The sequence below is a fragment of the Thermoleptolyngbya sp. PKUAC-SCTB121 genome (genome assembly GCF_016919485.1).
GTDB classification, from domain to species: domain Bacteria; phylum Cyanobacteriota; class Cyanobacteriia; order Elainellales; family Elainellaceae; genus Thermoleptolyngbya; species Thermoleptolyngbya sichuanensis.
Window position 1 is genome coordinate 2,786,221 of the sequence record NZ_CP070366.1, and the last position, 14,439, is coordinate 2,800,659.

A 14,439-nucleotide genomic window follows, 5' to 3' on the forward strand; every position below is an offset into this window, starting at 1 on the left:
GCCCTCCTCAAAGCTTTCCTGCCCCCTTGGTTCAAGGCAGCCCTTTGAAGAGTTATAAAGTAAAATCCCACGTCTTGCCGGGTCTTCTACCAGAAGACCGGTAGCCTACCGAAGTTTGCAAACACGGTTCACGTTCAACAAACGTGCATAAAGGTAGGTTTTAACTATGAACTTAAGAAATTTTGGATTGAAGGCAGTTGCCCTCGCCGCAGTCGTTGCGGCGGGTGCATTATCTGCTGCTCCCTCTACACAGGCTGCTGCTATTAGGCCTGGAGACACGATTGACATTTCCAATGAACCCGGCTTCGGGGTACTAGTTATTGGATCTGGATTCGACGGGCTTTCCCCAGTAGTGGACAAGCTGGATTTTGCAGCTAGTTCTGGTACAGGACAAATTAAAGTCACGGGTGGCACAGGGGGCTTTGTGCCCTACATAGGGAAGGTCGGAACCATCCAGGATTTGACATTCATGGGAGGCGTTTCTGTCCCTGTGAATGCCTTCTTAGACATCGCTCCAGATTTATTGTTTGACCTTTCGAGTGCCACAGTGTTGGTCGGCAGTAAGAATGGAAACTTTCGTCCAGTTGATGTTGAGCTGTTTGGTAACTTTAGGAATGCTGAAGGGAGCATCCTAGGTCAAGGTTTACTAACTGCTCAGTTGCGCTGGACTAATCCTGGGGAGCGGCGGTCATATTCTATTTCCGCAGAAGCTGTTCCCACTCCAGCGCTGTTGCCGGGGCTGATGGCGATGGGGGCGGCGGCGCTGCGGAAGCGGAGGGAAGCGGAAGAAGAAACCCTGGATGCTGAGGTTTGAGCCGCAATTGATGTCGGGTGACATCGCCGTTTTGTAAGTCGCTAGGCATGTTTTGACGAAGCCACAGCACGGGTGTGCTGTGGCTCTTTTTTGTAGGACTTACGCGATTGGACGATTTTTCGCGGGCGCAGCCCGCGAAAAATCGTCAAAACCTAGAAAACTTATTGCGATTGCGTAAGTCCTGTTTTGGTTTGGTTTGTAGTGAGAGGGGATTGGCGGGCCGCTCATGCACGTCTGCTCCGCTGCGTCTTGTCAACCGGATCTCAGGTAAAAACCCCTAACGTCTGTGCCTTACCTGAGAAAGCTAGGCAACCCGGCTGCTACAACGCTTTACCAAATTAGGACTTATGCAGTTGGACAATTTCTCACGGACGCATCCTACAGGAGATTGTCTAAAATTCGGAGGGCTTATCGCAAGTGCGTAAGTCCTGAAAATATAAGGTTCTACAAATCCACAGACTTGACCACAGGCAGCATCACCCGCGAAGGCGTGTCCGTCGTGCCAGAATACACCGACACCGTGATTACCCGTGCCTCCATCAGTTGGCTATCAGCAGGGAGCGTGCCGCCGCCTGCATTTACCGGATAGGCGGGCGAACTGGCTCCGCTGAGGCTGAGACGCAGGGCGCTGCCCTTGGGAAGCTGGATGCAGGTGGGCTGGAGGGCGATTGTGTAGCGCGGCGCGGGCTGGGCGGGGTAGTGTGTGCCAATTCGCAGATAGCCCTGGGTGAATTGCAGCACCGTGCCGTTGGGTTTCACTTCCGACAGCGCCGCGCCCAGGTCAAAGCTAAAGGTGTCTGCGTTGCAGCACACATCTACCAAAATTTCTCCAGCGATCAGCAGGTCATCGGCGAGCGGTTCGCTGGTGTAGGTAACGACATCCGTGCGGCTATCCAGCGCAGACCGATCGACCGGGCCCGGCGGCACAGTTGCATGTCCGCCCAGCGCGGGCACAGGCCGCCACGGGTCGTGGACAAAGCTGTCGGGGATTGCTGCGCCTCGATCCGTATCCGTCCCTGCTGCGCCTCCCTGAGGGGTTAGCGCACCGTGTTCGTCGCCCATGGCCGCCAGGCCGTTGCCTGCTAGCCAGAGCGGGGTCTTGGGCGGATTGGGAAACGCACCGAGCGATCGCCACTGGTGAGTTCCCAAATCAAACAAATGCACCGGCGACTCGTGCATTAGCTCGGAGTCGATGCCCTTCAAAAACTGGTCAAACCAGCGGATCTGCACCTGGTCGATGGGCGAACTGGCCGCCGGGCCGTAGTCTACGCTGCCCACGCGCCGCCCCCAAGGCAAGTGCGCCCAGGGCCCCACCCAGAGGTGCTGGAGATAGCTGCTGCGGGCCGCCATCGAGCGATAGAGCCGCAGCGTGCCCCGCAGGTGTGTGTCAAACCAGCCGCCAATATGCAGCATGGGCAAATCGACCTCGCCCCAATAGGTCTTGGGGGAAAGCCGTCGCCAATAGTCTGCCGTGGGGTCGGGGTTGCTCAGCCAGTCGTGATAAAAGGAGTCGGGCGCGAGGCGTTCCAGCAGTTCCGAGCGGGGACAGACCGGATCGACCTTAAACGGCGCATGGGCCACGGCATACAGCGCTTCGTAGGCTTCTGGGTCACCTTGGCGGCGGGCGGTTTCGCTGGCCAGTTGCAGCGCCCAACTGAGATTGTTCTGATAGCAAAAGGCTCCGCCTTCGTAGGCCCAATCGGCATAGAGGTCAAAGGCGACCATGCTGGGACAGATGGTGCGGAGGGCAGAGGGCTGGGCGATCGCCGCGTAGAGCTGGGTCATGCCCTGGTAAGAAAAGCCGTACATCCCCACCTGCCCATCGCTGCCGGGAAGCTGGGAGGCCCATTCCACCGTGTCGGCTCCGTCCTCGATTTCGTGGGCAAATAGGTGGAACTCGCCCTCCGATGTCCCGCGCCCGCGCACGTCCTGAATGACCACGATGTAGCCGTGGGCAGCATACCAGGCGGGATGAGCATAGACCACCGTAGAGGCGATCGCCCGTCCGTAGGGCTGCCGCATCAGCAGCACCGGAAACGGCCCCTCTGCATCGGGATAGTAGACATCCGCATCCAGGCGCACTCGGTCGCGGGTGTACATGGACGCAGTTTTCTTGGGCAATACAGGCAGCATAGCGGAATCGCAGGGAGAAGGGGGCACTATAAGCAGGGAGTGATCGGAAGGCGACATCAGGAACCCCTCAGTGACGTTGATTGGTGACGTTAACTTGGTGACGTTAACTTGGTAAGGCTGACTTGAAGACTTTAACTCGACTTCAAGCTAGCTTCATGGCTGGGTCAACTGGGGGAAAATACCGAGTTCCTTACAAAAAATTTCCAGAATTGTAAGGAAATTTCAGACCTGAATGTGAATCCTGTCACTATCATGGGCGCTGTTGAAACCACTCTGAGTGTCCACTCTCCCGCGAATCAAGACTATATAAATTACTACTGGCTAAATAAATCACCACTGGCTAAACCAATCACGACTGGCTAAGGCCGCGTTAGGTCGCGTTAGCGTAAGCACGTTTGAGTCACGATTTTGGTCAGGATCACCTTGCTCTTCTTCTGATCAAAGATTTCGAGACTGTATCCTGTCTATTCGCAATTCATTCGCATTCTCTCTCGGTTATTCCCAGATTATTCCCAGGTTAGCGATAAGGACGTTTCTATGAAAAGTCAACGGTTTCAATATAAGCGGCTGGGGCTGCTGCTGGCACTCTCCACCGGGCTAAGTTGCGTATCGCTGGGGCTACCCCTTCAGCGGGCCCTGGCCAACGGCTGGATTCTCTACCAGGAAGGAAACCTGCAACCTCTGGTGGGGACGCACACCTTCGCGGGGACAGCAGGGCAGACCGTGGCGATCGCCCTCCGCACGGACGGCTTTTCGGGTGCGGTGGTGCTGATTGCGCCCAACGGCGATGAAGTCGCCAGAAATGAATACTACGGCCGCACGAGTGGCCCAATGATCGTCACGACGCTACCGACCAGCGGCGCGTACAAAATCCTCGCACAGTCGCCCTACGGTCAGGCAGGAACCTACACCGTGAACGTGCGGATTGCGACAGCCTATGACTTGGCCTTTTCGCGCGGCGTTCAGTTGAACCAGGAGGGCGACTATGCTGGGGCGATCGCCGCCTTCAATGAAGCCATTCGTGCCGACCCGCAAAGCCCCGAAGCCTACGTGGAACTTGGCAATCTGCTCTATGACGATGCCAGACGGCTGAAGCCAGAAGAAGCTCGCAGCATCGTTTCTGCCTATGAGCGAGCCGCCGCCGCCTACGAACGGCAGGGCAACCAGGAGATGGCGCAGATGTTGCGCGACCTGATCGTCGTGGTTCAAGCGGAGGTCAGCCCTATTCCTTCTGGGGCTTTTCCTGGAGGAGGCGTTCGGTAATCGAACTAAACCCCTTGGAGGCTTGCCGTCTCCCCTAAACAAGCATTTTTCATCTACATTAGACCTCTTGCATAAATGCTTTTCTGAGAGCGTGAATCGTTGAGCGGCGGTGCTGCTCAACGATTCACACAAGAGGTTTATTCCAGCAGCGGCCGCCCCTAGGCGGTCTTTTTTGTGGTCATATCCTTTTCACACCCCACCTTCACCGCCCCCGGTTGGGGTGTATCCAGCAGAACTTACCGTTTCCGATACTTTCTGAGAGTATCTTTAGCAGCTTGGCACCGGGCTGGTGTCCAAGCGCAAAGGGCTTGCCTGTTCACAGGTTATTGCTTAAACGACTGCTTTAACTGCTTTAGCGAGGTGTGCAACTTTGCCGATCCCTCTCACCCGTCTCTGGTATGCCGAAGGCTCTAAGCCCAGAGCAGGAGAGGGATTCAAGCCACTCTGGCTCTCCTACTCGCCATGTAGGCTGTTGTGTACACACCAGTCTTCTAGGCTTGAGCGGCGATGCTTTGATCCCCCCTAGCCCCCCTTAGCAAGGGGGGAACTGATCCCCCCTAGCCCCCCTTAAGCAAGGGGGAAATGATCCCCTCTAGCCCCCCTTAAACGGAGAGATGATCCCCCCTAGCCCCCCTTAGCAAGAGGGGAAATGATCCCTTCTAACCCCCCTTAAATATGAGGGGAACTGGATCGGAAGTCCCCCTTAGTAAGGGGGATTTAAGGGGGATCTTTCAAAGCCTGATGCAAACAATCGAGATGGGTGTACCCAGTGACACCCTGTCGGGGAAGGGTTGGGGAATGAGGGAAGGCGGAAAGTTGCAAGTTGCATATTGTGTCTGCTTTAATAACTCGCTTTTAAGGAGCCTAAGGAGCCTGCTTTTCAGAGCGTCTATTTTCTGTATTTAGAAAGGCAGCTTAGTGTTTGTCCGTAGTGCCAATCCTATCGGTGACCTTCGATGATGCGACCCCAGCGATTTTTCCCAACGTTTTGCCTTGCGCTCTGCTCCACAGCGGCATCAGTTCTGCTGTTTGGCCCGGCGGCGATTTCCGCAGAGATCGCTCCGCGAATCGCCCAAACTGCTCCGTTCCAGCCTGTCCCACTGTTCGCTGAAGTTGCGCTGAGTCCGGCGGCCCCCAACACGGTGGCGGACGTTTTGGCAGAGGATCTGAATGTGCGGATCGACGGTTCGCCCACGATGCTGCCTATCAACCGGGCACTCAAGAAATATTACGAGCAGGAAGTCGCAGGCAGCGAAGTCACCATCGACGCAAGCGGCACCGAGGCAGCAATTGAGAAACTGCTGGAGGGCGACATTGACCTAGCGGCGATCGCCCGTCCCCTCACCCGCACCGAAAAGCTCAAGGGCCTGAAGGAAATTCCCATCAGCCTGGAAAAAATTGCCATTATCGTTGGCAAAAACAATCCCTTTGACGGCGTGCTGACCGTTGAGCAGTTTGCCCAAATCTTCCGGGGCGAAATCACCGACTGGTCAGAGGTTGGCGGCGAACCGGGGCCGATCCGCTTCATCGATCGCCCGCTGGACAGCGACACCCGCCTGGCCTTGGGCAAATACGGCATTTTGCAGAATACCGAGGTGGCGCTGGGCGACAACGTGGTGCGCCTAGACAAAGACGACACCGCCGAAGTGATTCGCCTGCTGGGGAAAGATGGCATTAGCTATGCGATCGCCAGCCAGCTCACCAACCAGACCAAAGCCCGCCCCGTAAAAATCGGCGTGCTGCAAGAAACCCTGCCCGAAGACACGATTTATCCCTACACCGTGCCCCGTGGCTATGCCTATCGCGACGGCAGCACGGCGATCGCCTCGTTTCTGGGACTGGCTCAGGGCGAGACGGGTCAGTCGGCGATCGCCGCCGCCAAGCTAGAAGAGGCCAAGGCGATTGCCACCGGCCGCGGGGTCAAGAAAGTTGCGGAACCCGTGGTCGAAACCGTGGCCCAGACCGCCGATGATGCTGTAGTGGCAGAGCGACGTGGACTTCCCGGCTGGCTGTGGCTGCTGCTGCCTCTGGCGCTGCTGGCGCTGGCGGCCCGCTGGCTGGGTGGCTGGCTGGCCAAGCGCGGCCCGGCGGCCAAGGATGTACAGCAGTCGTCAATGGTTCCGCCACCTGCACCCAAAGCAGAAACCCAGGTGGAGCCTGTGGTTACGGAAATGGCGGAGCCTGTGGTTGCGGAAACGGTCACCGCAGAACCCGTCGTTGCGCCGCAGCCCGTGATGGAACCCGTCGTTCCTGCGGAGCCTGTGGTCGCTCCTCGCGTGGTGGACGTGCCTGCGCTGTTTATCCAGGCCTCCAAGCTGGTGGAAGGTGGCCGCTATGCCGAAGCGCTGCCCTACCTGGATGAAGTCGTCGAGGCAGAATCCAACGACGCGCTGATCTGGCTGAATCGGGGGCTGGCCCTGGCCGGGCTGGGCCGCCATGAACCTGCCATCGAAAGCTTTGACCGGGCGATCGCCCTCCAGCCCGACCTCACCGAAGCCTGGATTGGCAAAGGCGAAACCCTAGTGCTGCTGGGTCGCGAGGACGATGCCCGGGCCGCATTTAATAAAGTCGTGGAACTGCGCCCAACCTTTGTGCGCCCTGGCTATACCCCCGTTCCCATCGTCACGCCAGAGCCGGAGGTCATCGCGCCCGCGCCCGTAGAGCCGCCTGCGGTGACGGAACCCGAAATTGTAGAACTGATCAGCACGGAAGAGGTGATTGAGCTGACGCAGCAGCCCGTTCCCGAAGCGCCCGTGGCCGACTCCTTTGAAGCGCTGAAGGAATCGGTTGAAGAAGCCGTTGCGCCAATCGTGGAATCGGTAGCGGAACCTGTGGCGGAAACAGTCGAGGAGGTAATTGACACAGTAACGGAAACGGTCATCGAAACAGTGATCGAACCCGTGATGGAACCGATTATGGAACCCGTGATGGAATCCGTTGCAGAACCCGTCACGGAAACCATTAAGCCTGCGATCGCCCTCTCGAATGAACCAGTCACGGAACCCGCTGCGGAACCCATTGTGGAACCCGTTCCAGAAATGCTCGTAGAACCCACCGATGGAACGCTGAAGCAAGCCTTTTTGGACGCGCTGATGCATCGTTGCGGCAAGACGCTGGACACGGCAGAACCCTGGGACAAGTACATGGCGCTGTCCTACGTGGTGCGCGATCGCCTGTTTGCCCTGAGAACGCCAGAGACGGATTGGGCCACCCTGGGCGATCGCTTGGTGATTGAGCTTTCGGCAGAATATCTGCCCGGGCCCCACCTAGCCAATAATCTGTTCGCAATGGGTCTGTCGCCCGAAGCGCAGACTTCGCTAGCCGAACTGGGCATTACCCTGGAGAACCTGATCGCGCTGGAAGAAGAACCCGGTCTGGGCCGCGGCGGGCTGGGTCGGCTGATGATTTGCTACCTCGACTCGCTGGCGACGGCCACCATTCCGGCGATCGGCTACGGCATCCGCTACGAGTTCGGCATTTTCGACCAAGACTTCAGCGACGGCTGGCAGGTCGAAGTCGTGGACGAATGGCTGAAAAACGGCAACCCCTGGGAAATTGAGCGCCCGGAAGCAGCGGTGAACGTGCTGTTTGGCGGCCGCAGCGAAGCCTACATGGATGTCGATGGCCGCTACCGGATGCGCTGGGTTCCCGACGAAGCCATTCGCGCCATCCCCTACGACACCCTGATTCCAGGCTATCGCTCTGGCGCGGCCAGCCTGCTGCGCCTGTGGAAGGCAGAAACCGATGCCAACCTATCCAAGGTGCTGTATCCCAGCGACATGGAGGAATACGGCCGGGAAGTGCGCCTGCGGCAGCAGTTCTTCTTTGTGTCTGCCTCGCTGCAAGATGCAATTCGCCGACACCTAGAGGCAGGCGGCAGCATCCACACCCTGCCAGAACGAGTGACGATCCAAATCAACGACACTGACCCAATCATTGCCATTCCCGAACTGATGCGCCTGCTGATGGACGGGCACGGGCTGGAGTGGGATCAGGCCTGGGACATCACCTGCAAAACGTTTGCCTACACCAACCACAGCCTGCTGCCGGAGGCGTTGGACTCCAACCACTACTCGCTGCCGACGGTGCAAAAGCTGTTCCCGCGCCACTTCGAGATTCTGCTAGACCTCAACAGCCGATTTTTGGGCACAGTGCGCGAGCAGTATCCCGGCGACGAGGGCAAGGTGATTCGCCTGTCGCTGGTGGATGAAGCGGGCGAAAAGCACTTCCGTCTGGTGAATCTGGCGCTGCTCAGCAGCTACGCGGTCAACGGCGTGTCGGCCCAGCATACCGAGTTGCTGAAGCAAAAGTTCGCTGATTTTGCTGAACTGATGCCGCAGAAATTTAGCAACCAGACCAACGGCGTGTCGCCGCGCCGCTTCTTGGCGCTGAGCAATCCGCCCCTATCCAACCTGATCACCCAAAAGCTGAGCAGCGGCTGGGTGACGCACCTGGAAACGCTGAAGGATCTGGAGGCCTATGCCGAAGATGCGGAGTTTCGGGCGCAGTGGCGACAGGCCAAGCTGATGGCAAAGCAGTTGCTTGTGGAACTCATCCAGCAGCAGTGGGGACTTTCGGTGGATCCGATGAGCCTGTTTGACCTACAAGCGAATGAAATCCACGAGCATAAGCGCCAGCACCTCAACCTGCTGCATGTGGTGACGCTTTACAACCGGATTAAGGCAAATCCGGGGGCTGCCTTCACGCCGCGTACCGTGCTGTTTGCGGGCAAAGCCGCGCCAGACTATGCCACAGCCAAGCTGATGATCAAGCTGATCAATGCGGTGGCGGAAACGGTGAACGCAGATGGGTACGTGGGCGATCGCCTCAAAGTGGTCTTTATCAAAGACTTCACCATCAAAAATAGCCAGGTGATTTTCCCGGCGGCCGATGTGGCGGAATTCATCGCCACGGCAGGCACAGAAGCCTCTGCCACGGGCAACCTGATCGCCGCCCTCAACGGCGGCCTGCTATTGGGCACGCTGGACGGCTCTAACCTAGAACTGGCAGATGCCGTCGGCGCAGAAAACAGTTTCCTGTTTGGGCGGACGGCGGCAGAGTCCCTGCCGCTCTACGAAGGCGACCACAACCGCTATCACCTGTACGAATCGATGCCCGAACTGAAGCAGGCCATCGACCAGATCGCGTCGGGAGCGTTCTCCTATGGCGACGGCGGCCTGTTCCGCCCGCTGCTGGATCGGCTACTCTACGGCGACCCCTACGGCGTGCTGGCAGATTATGCCGCCTATGTAGCCGCTCAAGAGCGAGTCGCAACAGCCTACGGCGATGTCGAGGGCTGGACACGCAAATCCATCCTGACGGCGGCGCGGGCGGGCTACTTTTCGAGCGATCGCGCGATTTGTGGCTACAGCCAGTCCATCTGGAAAATTGCCACCAGCCCGCTGCAATCCTCGATGTCGCTTCCCGGCTAGTCTCCTGCTAGCAGGGGTTTAGGTTTGATTGTCGGGATGTGAAACAAATGCAAGAGACGCTGCGTGAGCTAGAAGATTTTTTCCCTACTTACGCAGCGTCTATGAACTTTACACTCAGTTCATAAACCCGTATAATCCACGCTTGAAAAAGAAAAGTTATCATCTCGATTTCATTACTTTTTGATGGCTTCAGGTAAAGTTGCCAGTTGACATTTTTGAATGAGTTCAAGCTGTTTTTGTTTTAGTACAAGAGGTTAGCAATGGTGGGTACTGTCGTCGCCGAACTGGATGTTCACAGTCAGCGGAACTGCTATTTTTTCACGCCTGAGCAAATGGAGAAGCTGCAAAAGGAAGTTGCGGTTTCCACCGTTTTAGAGCCAGGTGTTTACACGCTGAAAATCAAGAGTGGAACCTTTAGCTATCGCGGACTGAGTGGACACTCTGGTGAGCCTCTGGTGCTGCTGTGGATCTATGGCGGCCCATTCACTAATCGAGACACGGGGGTTTCCGTAGGCGCGACCTGGGTTTCGCTAAACGGCTACGAAGATGCAGTGACGCTGGAGGTCAAAGGGCAGACTACAGTGTCTGCTTTCTTTTTTGACACCTATCTAGAAGACAACACGGGTGAACTTTTTTTAACCGTCGCCAAGCACTAGTTTTCTGAGCTTTCTAAGTGTTGCTGAGTTCACTGAGCAGTGTTCTGAGCGTTGATTTCGGGTTGATTCGCTGAGCAGGATTGTAGCGAAAAGTGCGACCCGTAGCCCTCGTAGGATGACACGCAGTTTCAATGGCTGTTTTCTAAACGTTTCCTGATTTCCTACCTGCATCTCCTAATAGTTTCTCAACATTATAGTTTCTCAACATTTGCCCCACTTACTTCGGTTGATTAATCATGCGCTTAAACTCTTCTGTCCTTCGACTATCGGCTACGGTGCTAACGCTAGCCGCCGCTACAGATGCGATCGCCGCATCGCTGAATCGCCGCCCCACGCTGATTTCCCAAGTCATTGCCCAAGCGCCCCAGTTCACCCTGCCCGACTCCCTGCCCGCAGATACCGTCGTGCGGGTAGATGGCTCCAGCAGTATGCGCGTCCCCAATGAGGGGCTTAAGGGTCGCTTTGAGGGCAAATACAGCGGGTCTAGAGTAGAACTGGCCGAAAGCGGCAGTATCCCAGCGCTAGAGGCACTCGACGCGGGCAACATCGACATTGCGGCCATCGGTCGCCCCCTGACCGAAGCAGACCGGGCCAAGGGCTTCCGAGAAGAAAAGCTAGAGCGCGAAAAGATTGCCGTGATTGTCGGCCCCAACAGCGCCTTTGACGGCGACCTCACCTTTGAGCAATTCGCTCGGATGTTTAAGGGCGAAATCACCAACTGGTCAGAAGTGGGTGGCCCAAACCTGCCAATTAAGTTTGTCGATCGCCCAGACTCTAGCGACACCCGCTTTGCTCTAAGTGGCTACGATGTTTTTAAGGAGGTGTTTGCAGGTGGGCCGATTGCAGTCGGAGCGAACGGTGTGCAGGTTGCAGAAGACACCACCGAAGCCGTAACAGCGGAACTGGGCGAAAACGGCATCAGCTATACGATCGCCGATCAGGCCATTGGCAACAGCGCTGTCAAGATCGTGCCCATGCACAAAACCTTGCCGGACGACCCCCGCTATCCCTACTCCCAGCCCCGCGCCTATGTTTACAAGGATTTGAACCCCGGCAGCGAAGCCCTGCTTGGATTTGCCACCACCGCACCGGGTCAGGAAGTGTTTGCAGCAGCCAGCCCTGCGGCATCGCCTTCGCCCAGCCCGGTTGCTGAATCTCCCTCCCCCACACCGACCCCAACTCCCACGGAAACCGTTGCGGCTGCTCCAGCAGAAACTGCTCCAGCACGGGGCGGCTTTCCCTGGTGGCTGTTGCCGCTGCTAGCGGCCGCGGGCGGCTTGCTGTGGTGGCTGACTCGTCCCAAAGCCGCGCCTGCGCCCGTGGTGGCCGCGCCGCCCGTGCCCCTGCCGCCCCCGGTACGCCCCAGCAGCCGTGTGGTGCTAACGCCTTACAATTGTCGAGATGCCTACGCCTATTGGGAACTGACGGACGATCAGAAGGCTGACCTAAAGCGTCGGGGTGGTCGAGATCTAAAGCTGAAACTGCTGGACGTGACAGACATCGACCTGAATCGTCAGGAGCCGCACAGCGTCCAGATGTTTGACGTGGCAGAAACCGACCAGGATCGCCACCTGCCCATCGCCGTGGACGATCGCGATTATCTGGTGGAGGTGGGCTACACCACTGCCGACGGCACTTGGCTTCCGGCAGTGCGCTCTGAACATGTGCGCGTCCCCGCTTGTCCAGTGGAAGCGGCTGATATTGCGCCAGTGGTAGAAACGCCCGAAACTCGTGAGTTCGTCCAGGCGGCTCGTGTCCCCGGCGTGGCTGTGCTGGGAGGTGCGGCGGCCGCTGGGGCAGCGCTGGTGGGGCTGGCAGGCAAGGACAAGACCGGCCGCATCGTGCTAACCCCCCGCGATTCCAAAACAGCCTACGCCTATTGGGAAGTGCCCGACGAGCAAAAGGCAGACCTGAAAGCGAAAGGGGGTCGCGACTTTAAGCTGAAGCTGTATGACGTGACCAACATTGACCTGGACAAGCAATCCGCCCACGATGTCAAAACCTATGACGTGTCGGAGCTAGACCAGGATTATCATGTGCCCATTGCCACGCCCGATCGCGACTACTTGGCCGAGGTGGGCTACACCGCTGCCGATGGCACTTGGCTCCCTGCTGCACGGTCGGAGCATGTGCGCGTTCCTTCGGTGTTTGCCGATGGGATTCCGGCGGCGGGTGCAGTGCTGGGGGGCGTGGCGGCAGGTGGTGCGGCGATCGCCGGTTTGACCCAGCCGACCTATACCTCCGTCACCGACCTGAAGGTAGACAGCAAGGCAAACTGCTTCCTGCTGAGTGACCTTGAAATCAGCCGCATTCAGAACGACATCGCGGTCAAGACCGACCTGGCCCCCGGCAAATATGCTATCCGCATCGCAGAGGGAGCCTTTGACTACAAAGCCGAAGTCGGCCATCCCGGCGAACCGTGGGTCATCCTGTGGATTTACAACGGCAAGGTGATTAACCAGAAGACGGGCGTTCCTGTCGGTGCAACTTGGTCTACGCTGAACGGCTACGACGACGTGCTGCACCTGGAAGTGCTGGAACCGGCCAAGCTAGATGCCTTCTTTGTGGATACCCACCTGGAGGACAACGAAGGCGTTGTCAAAGTGGTGGTGACCAAGGAATAGCGAGGGTTCGCATTCTATTCGCCTGTTTTCAGCCAGTTTTTAGCCTGCTTTCAAAGCGCGATCATGAGTGGCATGGGACAGTCAAGCGTTTCCATGCCGCTCTTGTTTTTAACTTCTTTGCTCTGAAATAAGTAAGTAGATAGACCACATTTTGGTTCTTCTGCTGTTTCAGCGATATCGATTTTGAGGACTCCGCTCATGGCGGCTAGCTCTAGCTCCTGGGTGCATGTCACTTTTGCAGAGGCAGAACTTGAGTGATAGCGCAACAGGGTAGCTGAAAGCCCGTAGATAGAGCATTACAGCCTATGCGTATAAATACCTCCTTCCAAAGATGACATGCTCCCTAGCTCCTTCTTATATGGAGCAGATCTTTGGAGATTTGATATGAGCCGTGCTACTGCGTTTTTTATAATCTTAGGACTTACGCAGTTGGACGATCTCTCGCAGGCTGCGCCCTCCAGAAATCGTCCAAAACCCAAAGAGCATATCGCAAGTGCGTAAGTCCTGAATCTGAATTTTTTATAAAATCTGAGCAGCATTCACAGGACTCAAACTTGTCAAACAGACGTAATTGAAAAGTCTTTGAAACTGCTATTAAATTAAGTTGAAATATTGCTACAACTCATCGCTTCAAAATCTTTTATTGAGGATTTAGCTTAACTTTAAAAAAGTCATGTCACACTAAAATGAGTGCCTATTGCTACTTGGTAAGTAGGTGGACATTAATAAACATAAAACCCAAAAACCCTGCGCCGCCCGCGCAGCGGGCGGCGCTAGGGTTCAGGATCTGTTTTTAATCTAGTCTATCTACTTAGTGTCTGACTTAGTATGGTCTGGCTTGGTAGGGTCTGAACGGTGAAGGTTTGGCAAGTGTCCCTTCAGTAGGGCCTGCCGAAGCATCTTCGTACTAGATCTAGCGCAGCATCGGGTGAAACTTTTCAGATTGAACTGCTGAGTTTGAACCGTTTCGGTCAGACCTTACTTATTTGTTAAGCTTGCCCATTCGCCGATCACCATTTGTGATCACAAATGGTGATGGACTTGAGAGCAAAACATGCTCTCAAATTCGTAACATCTGCCATCATCACGCAATGCTTTTGCCTAGTTCCAATCTGGGTTAAAAGCGATTTAAATCGGATTTGAGATGGATTTTCTCAGAGTATTTGCAAGTGCATTGAATCGCTACTGGCTACGACTAAAAGCGACTACTGGAAAGCGTGTGACGACAAGTGCATCCCACTTGTGTCACCCTCACCCTAAATCCCTCTCCCGCTCTGAGAGAGGGACTTTGAATCCAGACCTCCCTTAGTGGTGCAGAAAACTCCTGGAGCCCTTATAAATCCTCATAAATCAAGGATTCTCGAAAAATGGCGGTCTTGGGATTTCTCGAAAAATCGAACAAGGGCAGTGGGTTTCAGCCACCATTTTGATCGTTCAGACTGTTCATCTTTAGTTTGGACTAATGGTGAAGAGGAAGGCAGTCAATGAGAAGCACCGACTGCCGTAAGGTCAATGAA

The 14,439-nt window shown here is 56.3% G+C and carries 6 protein-coding genes; 5 read left to right on the forward strand and 1 reads right to left on the reverse strand.

What is annotated here, in order from left to right:
* Window positions 1–166 precede the first annotated feature (166 nt).
* On the forward strand, window positions 167–814 hold the full coding sequence (locus tag JTM80_RS11505) for a PTPA-CTERM sorting domain-containing protein (protein WP_172357978.1): 648 nt from the start codon (window positions 167–169) through the stop codon (window positions 812–814).
* 444 nt (window positions 815–1,258) lie between these two features.
* On the opposite strand, the gene JTM80_RS11510 is transcribed toward JTM80_RS11505, so the two are convergent.
* Window positions 1,259–2,947, reverse strand: coding sequence for a CocE/NonD family hydrolase (locus tag JTM80_RS11510; protein ID WP_172357977.1), 1,689 nt, complete (start codon window positions 2,945–2,947; stop codon window positions 1,259–1,261).
* Between the two features lie 537 nt (window positions 2,948–3,484).
* Between JTM80_RS11510 and JTM80_RS11515 the strand changes: the two genes are divergently transcribed.
* The 4 genes from JTM80_RS11515 (at window position 3,485) to JTM80_RS11530 (ending at window position 12,922) form a co-directional block, all read left to right on the forward strand.
* Window positions 3,485–4,210 carry a tetratricopeptide repeat protein gene (locus JTM80_RS11515; protein WP_172357976.1) on the forward strand — a complete coding sequence of 242 codons (726 nt, stop codon included), beginning with the start codon at window positions 3,485–3,487 and terminating at the stop codon, window positions 4,208–4,210.
* A gap of 956 nt (window positions 4,211–5,166) precedes the next feature.
* A complete protein-coding gene (glgP, locus tag JTM80_RS11520) occupies window positions 5,167–9,642 on the forward strand; it encodes a glycogen/starch/alpha-glucan family phosphorylase (RefSeq protein WP_205369441.1) in 4,476 nt (1,491 codons plus the stop codon).
* Window positions 9,643–9,902: 260 nt separating this feature from the next.
* A complete protein-coding gene (locus tag JTM80_RS11525) occupies window positions 9,903–10,298 on the forward strand; it encodes a hypothetical protein (protein WP_172357974.1) in 396 nt (131 codons plus the stop codon).
* A 236-nt stretch (window positions 10,299–10,534) separates the two neighbouring features.
* Entirely contained in the window at window positions 10,535–12,922 is a 2,388-nt protein-coding gene (locus JTM80_RS11530) for a DUF4912 domain-containing protein (RefSeq protein WP_205369443.1), read from the forward strand.
* Window positions 12,923–14,439: the final 1,517 nt, after the last annotated feature.